Origin of the sequence: Stenotrophomonas sp. 2694, from assembly GCF_040548715.1 — a bacterium.
GTDB lineage: Bacteria > Pseudomonadota > Gammaproteobacteria > Xanthomonadales > Xanthomonadaceae > Stenotrophomonas > Stenotrophomonas indicatrix.
Map to the genome: position 1 here is coordinate 14,867 of NZ_JBEPSG010000012.1, position 16,411 is coordinate 31,277.

Annotated in this window: 16 protein-coding genes; 11 read left to right on the top strand and 5 right to left on the bottom strand. The window is 68.5% G+C overall.

The genetic code is table 11. The features are described from left to right. Positions 1–53 precede the first annotated feature (53 nt). From ABIA73_RS14475 to pcaC, 9 genes are all read left to right on the top strand, one after another. Positions 54–1,373 carry an MFS transporter gene (locus tag ABIA73_RS14475; protein WP_195763005.1) on the top strand — a complete coding sequence of 440 codons (1,320 nt, stop codon included), beginning with the start codon at positions 54–56 and terminating at the stop codon, positions 1,371–1,373. A 171-nt stretch (positions 1,374–1,544) separates the two neighbouring features. Next, the gene (locus tag ABIA73_RS14480) at positions 1,545–2,225 is read left to right on the top strand and encodes a 3-oxoacid CoA-transferase subunit A (RefSeq protein ID WP_025875093.1); all 681 of its coding nucleotides are present in this window, start codon (positions 1,545–1,547) and stop codon (positions 2,223–2,225) included. Continuing rightward, complete coding sequence (locus tag ABIA73_RS14485) at positions 2,222–2,869, top strand: 3-oxoacid CoA-transferase subunit B (protein WP_354275955.1); 648 nt, start codon at positions 2,222–2,224, stop codon at positions 2,867–2,869. Before ABIA73_RS14480 ends, ABIA73_RS14485 begins: the two co-directional genes overlap by 4 nt. A 7-nt stretch (positions 2,870–2,876) precedes the next feature. Beyond that, positions 2,877–4,085 (top strand): 3-oxoadipyl-CoA thiolase, encoded by a 1,209-nt coding sequence (gene pcaF / locus ABIA73_RS14490; protein WP_354275968.1) that lies wholly within the window; start codon positions 2,877–2,879, stop codon positions 4,083–4,085. A gap of 68 nt (positions 4,086–4,153) precedes the next feature. After that, a complete protein-coding gene (pcaH, locus tag ABIA73_RS14495; RefSeq protein ID WP_059063873.1) occupies positions 4,154–4,864 on the top strand; it encodes a protocatechuate 3,4-dioxygenase subunit beta in 711 nt (236 codons plus the stop codon). A 4-nt stretch (positions 4,865–4,868) separates the two neighbouring features. Then, the gene (pcaG, locus tag ABIA73_RS14500; protein WP_025875085.1) at positions 4,869–5,432 is read left to right on the top strand and encodes a protocatechuate 3,4-dioxygenase subunit alpha; all 564 of its coding nucleotides are present in this window, start codon (positions 4,869–4,871) and stop codon (positions 5,430–5,432) included. A 90-nt stretch (positions 5,433–5,522) separates the two neighbouring features. Next, the gene (locus ABIA73_RS14505) at positions 5,523–6,866 is read left to right on the top strand and encodes a 3-carboxy-cis,cis-muconate cycloisomerase (protein ID WP_309910773.1); all 1,344 of its coding nucleotides are present in this window, start codon (positions 5,523–5,525) and stop codon (positions 6,864–6,866) included. 25 nt (positions 6,867–6,891) lie between these two features. Beyond that, the gene (gene pcaD, locus ABIA73_RS14510; protein ID WP_354275956.1) at positions 6,892–7,677 is read left to right on the top strand and encodes a 3-oxoadipate enol-lactonase; all 786 of its coding nucleotides are present in this window, start codon (positions 6,892–6,894) and stop codon (positions 7,675–7,677) included. Positions 7,678–7,700: 23 nt separating this feature from the next. Beyond that, positions 7,701–8,087: a 4-carboxymuconolactone decarboxylase gene (pcaC, locus tag ABIA73_RS14515; protein ID WP_025875079.1), complete on the top strand. Its 387-nt coding sequence runs from the start codon at positions 7,701–7,703 to the stop codon at positions 8,085–8,087. 38 nt (positions 8,088–8,125) lie between these two features. Here the strand turns inward: pcaC and ABIA73_RS14520 are convergent, their stop codons facing one another. Next, positions 8,126–8,980 carry an IclR family transcriptional regulator domain-containing protein gene (locus ABIA73_RS14520; protein WP_354275957.1) on the bottom strand — a complete coding sequence of 285 codons (855 nt, stop codon included), beginning with the start codon at positions 8,978–8,980 and terminating at the stop codon, positions 8,126–8,128. A 101-nt stretch (positions 8,981–9,081) separates the two neighbouring features. Further along, positions 9,082–11,505, bottom strand: a complete 2,424-nt coding sequence (locus ABIA73_RS14525) for a membrane-bound PQQ-dependent dehydrogenase, glucose/quinate/shikimate family (protein ID WP_134832396.1) — start codon at positions 11,503–11,505, stop codon at positions 9,082–9,084. Between the two features lie 300 nt (positions 11,506–11,805). On the opposite strand from ABIA73_RS14525, the gene ABIA73_RS14530 reads away from it, so the two are divergent. After that, the gene (locus ABIA73_RS14530; RefSeq protein ID WP_032951771.1) at positions 11,806–12,345 is read left to right on the top strand and encodes an adenine phosphoribosyltransferase; all 540 of its coding nucleotides are present in this window, start codon (positions 11,806–11,808) and stop codon (positions 12,343–12,345) included. 153 nt (positions 12,346–12,498) lie between these two features. Here ABIA73_RS14530 and dbpA read toward each other — a convergent pair whose 3' ends face one another. The 3 genes from dbpA to ABIA73_RS14545 form a co-directional block, all read right to left on the bottom strand. Further along, positions 12,499–13,875: an ATP-dependent RNA helicase DbpA gene (dbpA, locus tag ABIA73_RS14535; protein ID WP_025875072.1), complete on the bottom strand. Its 1,377-nt coding sequence runs from the start codon at positions 13,873–13,875 to the stop codon at positions 12,499–12,501. Between the two features lie 102 nt (positions 13,876–13,977). Next, positions 13,978–14,250: a hypothetical protein gene (locus ABIA73_RS14540; RefSeq protein ID WP_059063880.1), complete on the bottom strand. Its 273-nt coding sequence runs from the start codon at positions 14,248–14,250 to the stop codon at positions 13,978–13,980. A 28-nt stretch (positions 14,251–14,278) separates the two neighbouring features. Further along, the gene (locus tag ABIA73_RS14545) at positions 14,279–15,358 is read right to left on the bottom strand and encodes a YeiH family protein (protein WP_025875068.1); all 1,080 of its coding nucleotides are present in this window, start codon (positions 15,356–15,358) and stop codon (positions 14,279–14,281) included. Positions 15,359–15,460: 102 nt separating this feature from the next. Between ABIA73_RS14545 and ABIA73_RS14550 the strand changes: the two genes are divergently transcribed. Next, positions 15,461–16,336 (top strand): LysR family transcriptional regulator, encoded by an 876-nt coding sequence (locus ABIA73_RS14550; RefSeq protein WP_354275958.1) that lies wholly within the window; start codon positions 15,461–15,463, stop codon positions 16,334–16,336. Positions 16,337–16,411: the final 75 nt, after the last annotated feature.

A 16,411-nucleotide genomic window follows, 5' to 3' on the forward strand; every position in this document is an offset into this window, starting at 1 on the left:
GACCTTCCCCGCCGGACGTTCCACCGCATCACGCTGTTGCAGGAAACCGCACCATGAGCCACGCCTCCGCCGCCGCACCGTCGCTTGTCCTTGAACGGATGAGTCCCTTCCAGTGGACCGCCATCGCCATCTGCGTGCTGTTGAACATGCTTGATGGCTTCGATGTGATGGTCATGGCCTTCACCGCGCCGCATGTTTCGGCGGACTGGGCGCTGTCGGGCAAAGTACTGGGGCTGATGCTCAGTGCCGGGCTGGTCGGCATGGCGCTGGGTTCGTTCCTGCTGGCACCGCTGGCCGACCGCTGGGGGCGGCGGCCGATGATCGTCTGCTGCCTGCTGATCCTCACCAGTGGCATGGCGCTGTCCGCGCTGGCCGCCGACGCCTGGCAGCTGGGTGCGCTGCGCGTGTACACCGGCATCGGCATCGGCGGCATGCTGGCCGGTGTGGGGGTGATCACCGCTGAGTACGCCAACGCCAAGTGGCGCAGCACCGCAGTCGCGCTGCAGGCCACCGGCTACCCGATCGGTGCGACCGCTGGCGGTCTGCTGGCTGCTTGGATGCTGGAGCACTGGGCCTGGCACAGCGTGTTCCTGGTCGGCGCAGCGGCATCGCTGCTGTGCATTCCGCTGGTGCTCAAATGCCTGCCCGAATCGCTGGATTTCCTGGTCGCGCGTCGCCCGGCCAATGCCTTGCCACGCTTGAACGCGCTGCTCTCGCGCATGCGCTTGCCAGAGCTGCAGGCGCTGCCGCCAGCGCCGGTGCGCGACGGCCAGCGCCAGGGTTATGCCGCGCTGTTCGTGGGTGACCTGCGCCGCGTCGCGCTGCTGATCGCGCTGGCGTTCTTCCTGCACATGTTCGCGTTTTATTTCGTGCTGAGCTGGACGCCGAAGCTGCTGGTCTCGGCCGGCGTGTCGGCGCAGCAGGGCATCACCGGTGGCGTGCTGTTGAACCTGGGCGGCATCGTTGGCGGCAGCCTGTTCGGCTGGCTGGCCTCGCGCTGGTCGCTGTCCAGGCTGACGGCCGGCGCGCTGCTGCTGGCGATGGTTTCGATGCTGGGCTTTGCGGCCTTCAGCACGCAGCTGGGCGTGGCCTTCCCGCTGGCCTTCGTGATCGGTGCGGCACTGTTCGCAGCGATGGCCGGCCTGTATGCGGCCGCGCCGGTGGTGTTCGCCGCCGAAGTGCGGACCACCGGCCTGGGCTGGGCCATCGGCATCGGCCGGGTCGGTGCGATCCTCTCGCCACTCACGGTGGGTGTTCTGGTCGATGGTGGCTGGCAGCCGTCCTCGTTGTACGTGCTGTGCGCTGCGCCGCTGCTGCTGGCGGCATGGGCGTGCCTCGGCCTGCGCGTGGGCGTGGGTCAGAACCGGCGTTGAACCGATGGCCGGAGCACATCACTCAATGTGCGATTATCGAATCGAATGGCCGAATATCGCATTGACCGGGCGACGTGCCATGGCGACCATGTCCGGGTCATGTTTTCCCTTCGCAGTGGCCCTGCAGCGTGGCGGTGATGACCGCCGGCAGGCAGGGCAAGGAGCAATGCAGTGATCGACAAGAGCGTGGCCAGCGTGGAAGCAGCGGTGGCCGATATCCATGATGGCGCGACCGTGATGATCGGCGGCTTTGGCACTGCCGGCATGCCCGACGAGCTGATCGATGCGCTCATTGCACAGGGTGCGCGCGAGCTGACCATCATCAACAACAATGCCGGCAACGGCGATACCGGCCTGGCTGCGCTGATCAAGCACAAGCGCGTGCGCCGCATCGTCTGCTCCTTCCCGCGCCAGGCCGATTCGCAGCACTTCGACGCGGCCTACCGCGCCGGCGAGATCGAACTGGAGCTGGTGCCGCAGGGCAACCTGGCCGCGCGCATCCATGCGGCAGGTTCCGGGCTGGGCGCGGTCTTCACGCCCACCGGTTATGGCACCGAGCTGGCCCAGGGCAAGGAAACGCGCGAGATCGACGGTCGTCACTACGTGCTCGAGTACCCGCTGCATGCCGATTTCGCGCTGATCAAGGCCGACCGCGGCGATCGCTGGGGCAACCTGGTGTATCGCCGGACTGCACGCAACTTCGGCCCGCTGATGGCGATGGCCGCACGCTGCACCATCGTGCAGGTGCGTGAGGTTGTGCCGCTGGGCGAACTGGACCCGGAGGCCGTGGTGACCCCCGGCATCTTCGTGCAGCGCGTGGTGCCGGTGGCCGCAGAAGGAGTGCAGGCATGAACAAGCTCAGCCGCGAACAGATGGCCGCGCGCGTGGCGCGCGATATTCCCGAAGGGGCCTACGTCAACCTGGGCATCGGCCTGCCGACCACGGTGGCCAACTTCCTGCCGGCGGACAAGGAGATACTGCTGCAGTCTGAAAACGGCCTGCTGGGCATGGGCCCGGCGCCGGCGCCCGGCCAGGAAGACCCGGACCTGATCAATGCCGGCAAGCAGCCGGTTACCCTGCTGACCGGTGGCTGCTATTTCCACCACGCCGATTCGTTCGCGATGATGCGTGGCGGCCACCTCGACATCTGCGTGCTCGGTGCCTTCCAGGTCTCGGCGCACGGTGACCTGGCCAACTGGAGCACCGGCGCCTCCGATGCGATTCCCGCCGTGGGCGGTGCAATGGACCTGGCCATCGGGGCCAAGCAGGTCTTTGTGATGATGGACCTGTTCACCAAGCACGGTGAAAGCAAGTTGGTGGCCGAATGCAGCTATCCGCTGACCGGCCTGCGCTGCGTGTCGCGCGTGTATACCGATGTGGCGGTGTTCGACCTCGGCGCCGACGGCGCGACCGTGCTGGAAATGGTCGAGGGCGTGGACATCGATCAACTGCGTGAACTGACCGGCCTGCCGCTGGCACTGGCCGAGGGAGCCTGAAATGCCGATGCACGAGACCTATATCGTCGATGGCATCCGCACCCCGATCGGCCGCTACGGCGGCGCGTTGTCCGGTGTGCGCGCCGACGACCTCGGCGCGATTCCGCTGAAGGCACTGCTGGCGCGCCACTCGCAGCTGGACCCGGCGCTGGTGGAGGACGTCTACCTGGGCTGCGCCAACCAGGCCGGTGAGGACAACCGCAACGTCGCCCGCATGAGCCTGCTGCTGGCCGGCCTGCCGGTGAGCGTGCCCGGCAGCACGATCAACCGCCTGTGCGGTTCGGGCCTGGATGCGATCGGCACCGTGGCCCGTGGTATTGCTGCCGGCGAGCTCGGCCTGGCCATTGCCGGCGGCGTCGAATCGATGTCGCGCGCGCCGTTCGTGATGGGCAAGGCAACCTTGCCGTTTGCCCGTGACCAGCAGATCGAAGACACCACCATGGGCTGGCGTTTCATCAACCCGCGCCTGCGTGAACTGCACGGCGTGGAGACCATGGGCCAGACCGCCGAGAACGTGGCTGAGCGCTACGGCGTCAGCCGCGAGGACCAGGATGCGTTCGCCCTGCGCAGCCAGCAGCGAACGGCCGCCGCGCAGGCGCGCGGCTTCTTCGACGGCGAGATCGTGGCGGTGGAGGTACCGGGCCGCAAACGCGGCGAAACCGTGACCGTCGAGCGCGATGAACACCCGCGCGGCGATACCACCGCCGAAGCACTGGCCAAGCTGAAGCCGCTGTTCCGCCAGCCGGGCACGGTAACCGCCGGCAACGCCTCGGGCATCAACGATGGTGCCGCCGCGCTGCTGCTGGCCTCCGGTGCGCAGGTACAGGCACTGGGCCTGACCCCGCGCGCGCGCATCCTCGGCTTTGCCAGTGCCGGCGTGGAGCCGGCGATCATGGGCATGGGCCCGGTGCCGGCCAGCCAGAAGCTGATGGCACGGCTGGGCCTGGCCATCGACGATTTCGATGCCATCGAACTGAACGAGGCCTTCGCCTCGCAGGGGCTGGCCTGCATGCGCCAGCTGGGCCTGGCCGATGATGCCGCGCACGTGAACCCCAACGGCGGTGCCATCGCGCTGGGCCACCCGCTGGGCATGAGCGGCGCGCGCCTGGCGCTGACCCTTCTGCGCCAGCTGGAGGCCAGCGGTGGCCGCCGTGGCCTGGCCACGATGTGCATCGGCGTGGGGCAGGGCGTGGCCCTGGCCATCGAGCGCGTGTGAACCATCCCCTGATTCCGTAATCTCAAGACAGCTGCGGCTTCCGGGCCGCTCGCCAACAGGAGTACGCCATGAGCGATCCCACCCCACTGCGCGGCTACCGCAAGCCGTACCCCGGCAGCCAGCCGCCGCGCATCCACCTGCCGTACGCCTCCACTGCGCTGCGCGGCCCGGGAACCGACCCGATCGCGATCCCGGTGACGCTCTCGGAAGTGACCGGCCCGAGCATCAACCGCATCACCCTCGGTGAGCATGCCGCCGACCTGACTGCCGGCTTCCCCGGCCAGCCGCAGGGTGAGCGCATCATCGTCAGCGGCCGCGTGCTGGACGAGAACGGCCGCCCGGTGCGCAACACCGTGGTGGAGGTGTGGCAGTGCAACGCCGCCGGCCGTTACCTGCACAAGGGCGACCAGCACGACGCGCCGCTGGATCCGAACTTCAAGGGCACCGGCCAGGTGCTGACCGACAGCGAAGGCCACTACCGCTTCACCACCATCAAACCGGGCGCGTACCCGTGGCGCAATCACTACAACGCCTGGCGCCCGGCACACATCCACTTCTCGCTGCATGGCGAAGGCATCGGCCAGCGCCTGGTCACGCAGATGTATTTCCCCAATGATCCGCTGCTGGCGTTCGATCCGATCTACAACTGCGTGGACGACGCCAAGGCGCGGGAGCGCATGGTGTCCTCGTTCGATTGGGAAAACACCGCCAACGAATTCGCACTGGGCTACCGTTTCGACATCGTGCTGCGCGGTCGCAAGATGACCGTCTGGGAGTAACACCATGAGTTTCCAATCCACTCCATGGCAGACCGTGGGCCCGTACTACCGCCTGGGCCTGGAACCGCTGTACCGCACCGACATCGCCCCGGCCACCGCGCAGGGTGAGCGCGTGGAAGTGCAGGGCCAGGTGTTCGATGGCAATGGCGTGCCGGTGTCCGATGCCGTGCTGGAAATCTGGCAGGCCGACGCGCAGGGCATCTATGCCCATGGCGAAGACCCGCGCCGGGACGACCACGACCCGGCCTTCGACGGCTGGGGCCGCGTGCCCACCGACGACCAGGGCCGCTTCGCCTTCACCACCGTCAAGCCGGGCCGCGTGCCGGGCCTGCGTGGCGAGCCGCAGGCGCCGCACCTGGTGGTGCTGGTGTTCATGCGCGGCCTGCTGCAGGCCACCCGTGCACGCATCTACTTCAGTGACGAAGCCAGCAACGCCGAGGACGGCATCCTCGCGCTGGTGCCGGCCGAACGCCGCCACACCCTGGTCGCACAGGCGCAGGGCAAGGGCCTGTACCACTGGGACGTGCGCATGCAGGGCCCGGACGAGACGGTGTTCTTCGCATACTGATCGCGGCGCGCCCGACGCGCCTTCCGGCCACTCCACGCCCGCGTGCGGCGGGCGCGGGTAAGCTGTGATTACCCAGGATGGACTGCACCGATGAGCCACTTCCCAACGCTGCTGGGCGGTCTGTTCGGCGACCCCGCCGTCGACGCCGTGTTCCGCGATGAAGCACGCCTGCAGGCGATGCTCGATGTCGAACGCGCTCTGGCGCGCGCGCAGGTGCAGTGCGGGGTGATTCCCGCAGCCGCGCTGGCACCGATCGAAGCGGCCTGCAGCGCCGATCTGTATTCGTTGCCGGCGCTGTCGGCAGCCACCGCACTGGCTGGCAATCCGGCCATTCCACTGGTCAAGGCACTCACCGCGCAGGTCAAGGCGAACGATGCCGAGGCCGCGCGCTGGGTGCACTGGGGCGCCACCAGCCAGGACATCATCGATACCGGCGCGGTGCTGCAGCTGCGCGCGGCAGTCAGCCAGGTGCAGGCGCGCCTGCGCGTGCTGTGCATGGCGCTGGCGCGGCTGGCCGAGGCCGAGCGCGGCACCGGGCTGCCCGGACGCACGCTGCTGCAACAAGCAGTGCCGGTGACCTTTGGCCTGAAGGCGGCCGGTTGGCTGGACGCCCTGCAGCGCAGCCAGCGCAGGCTGGATGCGTTGGCCGCAGACACGCTGGTGCTGCAGTTCGGCGGTGCCGCCGGCACCCTGGCCTCGCTGCAGACGCGCGGGCTGGACGTGGCCGAAGCCCTGGCTGCCGAGCTGCAGTTGCCGCTGCCGGCGTTGCCCTGGCACACCGCGCGTGACCGCATTGCCGAGTTCGGCAGCGTGTTCGCACTGCTGACCGGCAGCCTCGGCAAGATCGCCACCGACATCGTGCTGCTGATGCAGTCCGAGGTGGCCGAAGCCTTCGAGCCGGCGGGCGAGGGCAAGGGCGGTTCCTCGGCAATGCCGCACAAGCGCAATCCGGTGGGTTGCGTGGCCGCCATTGCCGCCGCCACGCGCGTGCCGGGCCTGCTGTCCACGCTGCTCACTGCCATGCCGCAGCCGCACGAGCGCGCAGCAGGCCAATGGCACGCCGAATGGGACACCGTGCCGGAGATCGTGCGTCTGTGTGCGGGCAGCCTGGCCCAGGTGGATGTGGTGGTGCAGGGCCTGCAGCTGGACCGCGAGCGCATGCGCCGGCACCTGGACAGTCACGGCGGCCTGCTTTACGCCGAAGCCGTTGCGGTCACCCTGGGCGAGCGCATCGGCAAGCCCGCCGCGCATGCCCTGGTGGAACAAGCGGCCAGGCAGGCGCTTGCGCAATCGCAGCACCTGCGCGTGGTGCTGGGGCAGATGCCCGAAGTCACCGCGCAGCTTTCCGCCGCACAACTGGATGCCCTGTTCGCCGCAGACAGCTGGCGCGGCATGGCCGATACCTGGATCGACCGCGTGCTCGCGCGCGGCTGATCCTACGTTCAACGCTGGAGCACGCATGCCATTCCTCGACCTTCCGCAGCATCGCCTGCACTACCAGACCGAGGGCCGCGCCGACGGGCCGTGGCTGACCTTCTGCAATTCTCTGGGTACCGACCTGGGCATGTGGCAGCCGCAGGTGGATGCACTCGCCTCGCAGTACCGCATCCTGCGCTATGACCGTCGCGGCCATGGCCAGTCCAGCACGCCGCCGGGGCTGTACAGCGTGGCCGAACTGGGCGCTGATGTGCTGGCCCTGTGGGACCACCTCGGCATCGCGCGCAGCCATTTCTGCGGGCTGTCGATCGGTGGCCTGACCGGGCAGTGGCTGGGCGTGCATGCTGGCAATCGCCTGCGCACGCTAACGGTGGCTGCCACCGCAGCGAAGATCGGCACGCTGGACGGCTGGCAGGCGCGCATCGCCCAGGTCCAGCACGATGGCCTGTTGCCGCTGGTCGATGGCACCCGCGAACGCTGGTTCACCGCCGCTTTCGCGCAGACCCATGCAAGCCAGGTGGAAGACATCCTGCAGCGCTTCCTCGCCACCAGCGTGGCTGGCTATGCCGGCTGCTGCAACGCCGTGGGCACGGCCGACTTCCGTGATGCGCTGGGCTGCATTGGCGTGCCGTTGCTGGCCATTGCCGGAAATGACGACCCGGTGTGCGCTCCGGCCGAGCTGCAGGCAATCGCCAACGGCGTGGCCCATGGGCACCATGCCGCCGTGCCGGGCCGCCACATCTGCAACTTGGAATCGCCGCAGGCGTTCACCTCCGCACTGGCCGCGCATCTTTCGGCGCAGCACTGATCCCGCACAACAGGTAGACCACGATGGACGAACAGGAACGCTACGAAGCCGGCCTTGCGGTGCGCCGCCAGGTACTGGGTGAGGCACACGTCGAACGCTCGCTGCAGGCGCGCACCGAGTTCACCACCGAATTCCAGGAATTCATCACGCGCACGGCGTGGGGTACGGTGTGGACGCGCGAGGGCCTGCCGCGGCATACGCGCTCGCTGCTGACCATCGTGATGATGGTGGCGCTGGGCCACGACGAGGAGTTCAAGCTGCATATCCGTGCCGCCCGCAACAACGGGGTGACGCCGGAGGAGATCAAGGAAGCGCTGCTGCAGGCCGCGATCTACTGTGGCGTGCCCGCGGCCAACCACGCGTTCGCGCTGGCCAAGCCGATCCTGGAAGAGCAGGCCGCCGAGCGCTGACGCCGAACATCCGCCGGGCCATGCCCGGCGGCTGTACCTCAATTCAACAACGTGCCCAGCCGCTGTGCGGCTTCGCGCAGGCGCGGCAACAGCTGGGTCTGCATCACGCCCAGGCCGATACGGCCCGCCTGGGTGCCGATGTTCAGCGCGGCCACGACATCGCCGCTGCGCGAACGCACTGGCACGGCGATCGAGCGCAGGCCGATCTCCAGTTCCTGGTCGACCAGCGACGCGCCTTCGCGGCGCACCTTTTCCAGCAGGTCGAGGAAGTCATCCATGCGGGTGACCGTGCGTTCAGTACGCGGCCGCAGCGGGTTGCGTTCCAGGTAGCCTTCCAGCGTGTCGCGCGGCAACGAGGCCAGCAGCACGCGGCCCATCGAGGTGCAGTAGGCCGGCAGGCGGCTGCCTGCGCGCAGGCCGATCGACATGATGCGTACGGTTTCCGCGCGCGCCACGTACAGGATGTCATCGCCATCGAGCACGCCCAGCGAGCAGGATTCGTGCACGGCATCGCGCAGGGCATCCAGCACCGGTTGCGCAGCAGCGGTCATCGACGACGACGCGACATAGGCGCCGCCCATGCCCAGCACGCGCGGCAGCAGCACGAAGCCGCGGCCCTGTTCACCCACGTAGCCGAGCTTTTCCAGCGTGTACAGCACGCGCCGTACCGCTGCGCGGGAAATGCCGGTATCGCTGCTGATCTGTGACATCGTCACTTCGCGCGGGTGCTGCGAGAACACGCTCAGCACGGCCAGGCCGCGGCCGAGCGACGTCATGAAGTCCGGATCGCCTTGGTTGTCCTGGATCTGCTGCATCAGCTCATGGGCCAGGCCACGATCCTGCGGGGGGGCAGGGGTGCGCTTGGGTCGACGGCTGGGAGGAACGGCAGGCATGGCAGCAGCTTTCATCGGGTTCGACCTCGCATGGTAAGGGCTCGAACCAGCAACCGGTACCCACGCGGCGCAGCCTGCGAGGCTGCGCCGCATGGCGCCGGTCACTTGCGCTCGGGCAGCGCGTAGGCGATCACGTAGTCGCCACGGTCCGGTGACTGGCGTGCGCCACCGGCGGAAATCACCACGTACTGGCGACCGGTCTTCGGCGAGACGTAGGTCATCGGCGTGCCCTGGCTGCCAACCGGCATGCGGGCCTTCCACACTTCCTCGCCGGTGCGGCTGTCATAGGCGCGAAGGTAGTAATCCTGCGTACCGGCGAAGAACAGCAGGCCCGACTGCGTGGCCAGCGAACCGCCCAGGGTCGGCATGCCGATCGGAATCGGCAGGCCCATCTTGATGCCCATCGGCCCGGTGTCCTTCACCGTGCCCACCGGCACCTGCCAGACCAGCTGGCGGGTGGCCAGGTTGATCGCCGACATCGTGCCGAACGGCGGTTTCTGGCAGGGAATGCCCAGCTTGGACAGGAAGCGGTCGCGCAGCGAGCCGTACGGCGTGCCGGTCTGCGAGGCCGCACCCATTTCCACGCCACCGTCGCCGCTGGTCATCTGCGCGCGCGGGATCAGCTTGGTCCACAGGCCCAGGCGCATGTCATTGACGAACAGGTAGCCGGTGGTGGGGTCGACCGAGGCGCTGCCCCAGTTCATGCCACCCAGCGAACCGGGCCACTGCAGCGCGAGGTCTTCGCCCGGCGGCGTGTACATGCCGTCGTAGCGGAACTGCTTGAACTGGATGCGGCACAGCATCTGGTCGATCGGGGTGGCGCCCCACATGTCCGACTCGGTCAGCGTCTGCGCGCCGATCTGCGGCAGGCCAACCGACAGCGGCTGGGTGGCGGCATAGCGTTCGCCCTGCGCATTGCCCTGCGGCGCGGGGATGTTGCGCACTTCGCTGATCGGCACGCCGGTCTGGCGATTGAGCATGAAGATCTGCCCGGCCTTGGTGATCTGCAGCAGGGCCGGCAGCGTGCCGCCCTTGCCGTCGGGCACGTCGGTCAGGGTCGGCTGCGCGGGCAGGTCGTAGTCCCACAGATCGTGGTGCACGGTCTGGTAGACCCAGCGCTCCTTGCCGGTGGCCACGTCCAGCGCAACCACCGCCGAACTGTACTTGTCATCCTGCGGGGTGCGCTCGCCGGCCCACTGGTCAGGCGTGGTGTTGCCGGTGGGCAGGTAGACCAGGCCCAGCTGCGGGTCGTAGGCCATCGAGGTCCACACGTTCGGCGTGGCGCGCGTGTAGTGGATCGACGGATCCAGCGGCACGTCCGGGGTTTCCCTGGAAAGATCCCAGACCCAGGCCAGCGCGCCGGTGCGCACGTTGTAGGCACGCACCACGCCGGACGGCTCACCCACTTCGATGTTGTCGGCCACGCGGCCACCGACCACGATCAGTTCGCCGGCCACCAACGGTGCGGCGGTGAGGGTGTAGAAGCCCGGCTTGATCTCGCCCATGCCGGCCTTCAGGTCGACCACGCCGTTGCTGCCGAAGTCCGGGCACAGCGCGCCGGTCTTCGCATCCAGCGCGAACAGGCGCGCATCGATGGAGGTCATCAGGATGCGCTTCCCGCACAGCGCCGGGCCCGTGCTGGCCGTTTCGGCGGCCGGCAGCGGCGCAGGTGCCGGAGCGGCTGCAACTGCAGCAGACGGTGCAGTGGTTGCGTCGAAATAGCCCAGACCGCGGCAGCGTTGCCAGTTCGGCGCGGTGGCCTTGGGGTCGAAGGCCCAGCGCTGCTTGCCGGAATCGGCATCGATGGCGATCACCTGGTTGTGCGGGGTGCACAGGAACAGGGTGTCGCCGATCTGCAGCGGGGTGTTCTGGTCCTCGGCACCGAAACCGTTGCTTTCCGGCACATCGCCGGTGCGCGCCGTCCAGGCAACCTGCAGTTCCTTCACGTTGGCCGGGGTGATCTGGTCCAGCGCGGCAAAGCGGGTGCCGGCGGTGGTGTTGCCCCAGTGCATCCAGTCGCGCTGTTCAGCGCCCTTGGCCACCGGCACCACCGGCGGCGTGGTGCCCTGCGCGGTCTGTACCGGGCGCGGCTGGAACGCCGACACCGCAGTGCCCAGCAGGCCAACCAGCAGCACGGCGGCCACGCCATAGGCGCCGCGACCGGCAACCTGGCCTCGGCTGCGGCGCAGCACCGGCCACGCCAGGGCGACCAGAAGGGCCAGCACCGCCGGCATCACCAGCCGCGACACCAGCGGCCAGAAATTCCAGCCGGCATCCACCAGTGCCCACAACAGCGTGGCCAGGAAGGCCAGGCCGTACAGCAGCGCACCGTTCGGCCGGCGCATCGCCAGCAGTACGCCGGCTACCGCCGACACCGCACCCATCAGCAGGAAATACCAACTGCCCCCCAGCTGCACCAGGCGTACACCGCCGACCAGCAGAGCCAGGCCGAACAGGGTCACCAGGATGCCGAGCAGGACCACCAGCACACGGCACAGGGCCGGAACTCTCGTCGTCTCGTCCACGTTGCATGAACCTCATTGCGAAAAACCCGCGCGGAGGCGGGGAAAGCCCCGCGCGCGCCAGGCGTGGCGGGGGCCAACGGCATCCCGGGCGGCTGCGGGCCGTGACAGCGGGCAGGCGTCGGCCTGCTTATGACGCAGGCTGGGTGAATGACCGGTTAGGGCGATTATCGCACGCGTGTGCGATTTTGGCGTGATGCCCCACGGCGCCATCGGTGGAACGCAGCGGCGCAGTGGTGCCGGGAACGGGCAGGGCACGGGCGAACCGGTTACCCTATGCCGCCATACAAGCTGGTAGCTGCAATGACCGACGCCACCGTGGCCGTCCCCGCCTGGGCCTCACGCCTGCGCGACATCGCTGATTTCCCGAAGCCGGGCATCCTGTTCAAGGACATCATGCCGCTGCTCGCTCACAGCGAGGACTTCCGTGGCGCGATCGTGGCGATGGCCGATCGCTGGCGCGATCAGAAGCTGGACGCGGTGGTCGGCATCGAATCGCGCGGCTTCATCCTCGGTGCGGCCATGGCGCTGGAACTGGGCGTGGGCTTCGTGCCGGTGCGCAAGCCGGGCAAGCTGCCGGGCAAGGTGCTGCGCGAGGAATACACGCTGGAATACCGCAGCGACTGCATTGAAGTGCATGCCGACGCGCTGCCGGCCGGCGCGCGCGTAGCGATCATCGACGACGTGCTGGCAACCGGCGGTACGCTGGTTGCTGCGTTGTCGCTGGTGCGCCGCCTGGGCGTGGACGTGGTCGGCGCCGGCGTGCTGGTCGAGCTGGACGGCCTGGGCGGCCGTGGCCGCTGGGAAGCGGATCTGCCGCTGCATACCGAACTGGTGTTCTGATTGCGCAGGTGCCAACCAAGGTGGCACCTGCCCGAGCGAATCGCGGCGAACCGGTAGTTGCCAACCTTGGTTGGCACCGCATGGATGGGCCAACCAAGGTTGGCCACTACCAGGTCACCTCGCTGCCAACCGTGATCGGCAGCGCTCCTTCAATTACATCATCCGCACGCGGAAACGACGGCCCTTGATCTTGCCCGCTTCCAGCTTCGCCACCGCCTTGTTGACCTGCTCGCGGGCGATCGCCACGTAGGAACGGGTCGGGAAGATCGCGATCTTGCCGATGAACTTGGCCGACAGGCCGGCATCGCCGGTGAGGGCGCCGAGGATGTCGCCTGCGCGCAGCTTGTCGGTCTTGCCGCCATCAATGCGCAGGGTGCGCATCGCCGCCTGCGGCAGCTCGGCCGGGCGCGACGTCGCCAGCGGCGTCTTCTGCCAATCCAGCGGCTCGCCGCGCTGTGCTTCGATGGCGTCGGCGCGGTTCTTTTCGCGGCCCGCCACCAGACTGATCGCCAAGCCACTGGCGCCGGCACGACCGGTACGGCCGACACGGTGCTGGTAGCTCTCGACGTCGGTCGGCAGCTCGTAGTTGATCACCGCAGCCAGTTCTTCCACATCCAGCCCGCGTGCGGCAACGTCGCTGGCAACCAGCACGTTGCAGCTGCGGTTGGCCAGGCGCAGCAGCACTTCCTCGCGGTCGCGCTGTTCCATGTCGCCATGCAGGGCGAGCGCGGAGAAGCCGAACTGCTGCAGCGAGTTGGCCACTTCGTCCACGTCCTTGCGGGTGTTGCAGAACACCACGGCCGATTCGGGCGTGTACTTCAGCAGCAGGCCGGCCAGTGCCTTCTGCCGGTGTGCCGGTTCGACTTCGCAGAACAGGTGGCGGATGGCCGGGGCCTGGTCGGCGCCTTCCACAGTCACTTCCACGGCATCGCGCAGCAGGTCGCGGGCCATGGCGCGGATGGTGTCGGGGAAGGTTGCCGAGAACAGCAGGCTCTGGCGATCGCGGTGGGTACGGCCGGCGATCTCACGGATCGGTTCCTCGAAGCCCATATCGAGCATGCGGTCGGCTTCATCCAGCACCAGGGTGCGCACGGCGCCCAGATTCAGTGCGCGCTTGCGCGCCAGTTCCTGCACGCGGCCGGGCGTGCCGACCACCACGTGCGGGTCGTGGCTTTCCAGCGACGCCAGCTGCGGGCCCAGCGGCGTGCCGCCGGTCAGCAGCAGCAGCTTCAGGTTGGGGATGCCGGTGGCCAGCTTGCGGATCTGCTTGGCCACCTGGTCGGCCAGCTCGCGGGTGGGGCACAGCACCAGCGCCTGTACGCGGATCAGGCTGGGGTCGATGGATTGCAGCAGGCCAAGACCGAAGGCGGCGGTCTTGCCGCTGCCGGTCGGGGCCTGGGCGATCACATCGCGGCCATCAAGGATGGCGGGCAGGCTCTGCGCCTGGATCGGCGTGAGGGTGGTGTAGCCGAGGGCATCCAGGCCGGGCTGCAGGGCCGGGCTCAGCGGCAGGGTCGAGAAATCAGTCATGGCGCATTGTACCTGCGCGCGCGCCCGGTCCCGCCGTCGTTCACGATTGTGGGGGCGCCCGGTAGCGGGCGACCTTGGTCGGCACCTTGGCCGAACGTTCCCTCAACCCAGCCCGATGACCACCAGCCGCGCAGCCATCGCCTGCAACTGCTCCGGGGTGGCCGGTTTTCCAGCGACCCGGGGCTCCAGCAGCAGCTGGTGGAACCACGGGTTGGCGTGCCGCGTGTCGACGTCGAACGAAAAGGTTGCCTGCACGCCCATCACCGCCTGAACGATCTCGACCAGCGTGTCTTCGGCTTCATCGACATTGCCCCGCCCATATCGATCATCCAGCAGGCGCAGCGGGATCTGCAGCAGGGCGGGGGAGACTGGCATGCCTCAAGTCTAACGATCCACGTTGCCCTCAGCCCAGCACCGCCAGCACACCCTGGTGGATCGCCAGGCCACCCAGCAGCAACCAGGCGAACAGGATCGATGCCAGCAGCAGCGGCTTCAACCCGGCCTGGCGCAGCGCAGACACATGGGTGGTCAGGCCCAGCGCGGCCATCGCCATGGCCAGCAGCACGGTATCCAGCTGCACCAGCCCGGCCTGCACACCCACCGGCAGCAGATGCAGCGAGTTGAGCCCGGCAACCGCCACGAAACCGAACGCGAACCACGGCACCACGATCCGGGCCTTGCCACCGTCCGCCGCCGCCTTGCCACCACGGGCCAGCCACAGCGACAGTGCGATCAGGAACGGTGCCAGAAGCATCACCCGCACCATCTTGGTGATGACCGCGGTATCGGCGGCTGACTCGCCCACCGCACGTCCGGCAGCCACCACCTGTGCCACTTCATGCACGGTGGCGCCGGTGAACAGGCCGTACTGCCGCGCGTCCATTGCCAGCCAGCCGTGCGACTGCACCAGCGCATACAGCGCCGGGTACAGGAACATGGCCAGCGTGCCGAACACCACCACCGTCGATACCGCCACCGTCACCTGCGCAGCGCGGCCGCGCACCACCGGCTCTGCGGCCATCACCGCCGCTGCACCGCAGATCGCGCTGCCGGCACCGATCAGCATGGCGGCCTCGCGCTCCATCCTGAACACCCGTACACCCAGCCAGCACGCCAGGCCGAAGGTGCTCGCCACCACCAGCACGTCCATCAGCACGCCGGCGACGCCGACGTGGCCGATGTCCTGGAAGGTCAGCCGCAGGCCGTACAGCACGATGCCCGCACGCAGCAGCCAGTGCTTGGAGAAGCCCACGCCCGCCGCGCTGGCGGGGGCCAGTCGCGGGTACAAGGTGTTGCCGACCACGATGCCGGCGACGATGGCGACGGTCAGCGCACTCAGGCCATGCGCCTGCAGCCAGGGCAGCTCGGCCAGGTACAGCGACGCCGCCGCCACCAGGCCGACCAGCAGCAGGCCGGGCAGGCGCAGTTGCCAGCGCTGGCGCAGGGCGGGCAGGGACCAGGGGGACAGGGCAGGCGCGTTCATGGCGGGTGGGATGCGGGAGAGAGGCGTACAGCCTGCATCCATGCGATTGACCCGTAAAACGAATAATATCGGTGAAACCTACCCATAACACAGGTAACGGACATGCGCCTGACGCTCCGCCAGCTGCAGGTCTTCGTTGCCGTCGCCGACCAGGGCAGCACCACCGCCGCAGGCCAGGCCATCGCGCTTTCCCAGTCCGCCAGCAGCGCCGCCCTGCAGGAGCTGGAAGCGCACTTCGGCACGCCGCTGTTCGACCGCATCGGCCGTCGCCTGGCGCTGAACGGCCACGGCCGGGCCTTGCTGGAGCCGGCGCGCGCGCTGTTGGTCAATGCCGCCGATCTGGAGCGGCAATTGGCGGCGGGCGGTGACCCGTCCCAAGGCGCGCCGCTGCGGCTGGTGTTGGCGGCCAGCACCACCATCGGCAACTACCTGCTGCCGCCGCGTATCGCCGAGCTGCTGCGACAGGCGCCGCAGGCCGAGGTCGATCTGCGCATCGACAACAGCGCAGGCGTGGTGGCGGCCGTTCAACGGCTGGACGTGGATGCAGGACTGATCGAAGGCCCGTGCCACGAACGCGGGCTGCAGGTGACCGCGTGGCAGCAGGACCCGCTAGTGATCGTGGCGGCTGCGGATGCGCCCCCGCGCTGGTCCCTGGATGAACTGCGCGCAGCGCGCTGGCTGCTGCGCGAACCCGGCTCAGGCACCCGCGAGGCTGTCGAACAGGCATTGCTGCCGCATCTGCGCGGCTTCGCCCAGACCCTGCAGCTGGGCAATACCGAAGCCATCAAGCAAGCCGCCATCGCCGGCCTCGGCCTGGCCTGCCTCTCGCGCCACGCCCTGGAAGAACCCTTGGCCCTCGGCCGCCTGCGCGTGCTCGAGACCCCGCTTCCTATCCTGCAGCGCACCCTCTGGCTGGTACGCCACCCCGGCAAGCAGTGGTTGCCGGGTTTGCAGGCGTTGTTGGGGGAAGTGGGGTAATCCGCAGGTATCCAGTCGATTGCATTCCTTGGAAGATCCTGCGGCGATCATCCACGCATGGCGTGGATCTACGTG

Coding starts and splice junctions, on each gene's coding strand:
- dbpA (WP_025875072.1), bottom strand. CDS start 13,875: ATGACTGATTTCTCGACCCTGCCGCTGAGCCCGGCCCTGCAGCCCGGC.
- ABIA73_RS14475 (WP_195763005.1), top strand. CDS start 54: ATGAGCCACGCCTCCGCCGCCGCACCGTCGCTTGTCCTTGAACGGATG.
- ABIA73_RS14485 (WP_354275955.1), top strand. CDS start 2,222: ATGAACAAGCTCAGCCGCGAACAGATGGCCGCGCGCGTGGCGCGCGAT.
- ABIA73_RS14520 (WP_354275957.1), bottom strand. CDS start 8,980: ATGCCTGCCGTTCCTCCCAGCCGTCGACCCAAGCGCACCCCTGCCCCC.
- pcaF (WP_354275968.1), top strand. CDS start 2,877: ATGCACGAGACCTATATCGTCGATGGCATCCGCACCCCGATCGGCCGC.
- ABIA73_RS14505 (WP_309910773.1), top strand. CDS start 5,523: ATGAGCCACTTCCCAACGCTGCTGGGCGGTCTGTTCGGCGACCCCGCC.
- pcaD (WP_354275956.1), top strand. CDS start 6,892: ATGCCATTCCTCGACCTTCCGCAGCATCGCCTGCACTACCAGACCGAG.
- pcaH (WP_059063873.1), top strand. CDS start 4,154: ATGAGCGATCCCACCCCACTGCGCGGCTACCGCAAGCCGTACCCCGGC.
- ABIA73_RS14540 (WP_059063880.1), bottom strand. CDS start 14,250: ATGCCAGTCTCCCCCGCCCTGCTGCAGATCCCGCTGCGCCTGCTGGAT.
- ABIA73_RS14550 (WP_354275958.1), top strand. CDS start 15,461: ATGCGCCTGACGCTCCGCCAGCTGCAGGTCTTCGTTGCCGTCGCCGAC.
- pcaG (WP_025875085.1), top strand. CDS start 4,869: ATGAGTTTCCAATCCACTCCATGGCAGACCGTGGGCCCGTACTACCGC.
- pcaC (WP_025875079.1), top strand. CDS start 7,701: ATGGACGAACAGGAACGCTACGAAGCCGGCCTTGCGGTGCGCCGCCAG.
- ABIA73_RS14545 (WP_025875068.1), bottom strand. CDS start 15,358: ATGAACGCGCCTGCCCTGTCCCCCTGGTCCCTGCCCGCCCTGCGCCAG.
- ABIA73_RS14530 (WP_032951771.1), top strand. CDS start 11,806: ATGACCGACGCCACCGTGGCCGTCCCCGCCTGGGCCTCACGCCTGCGC.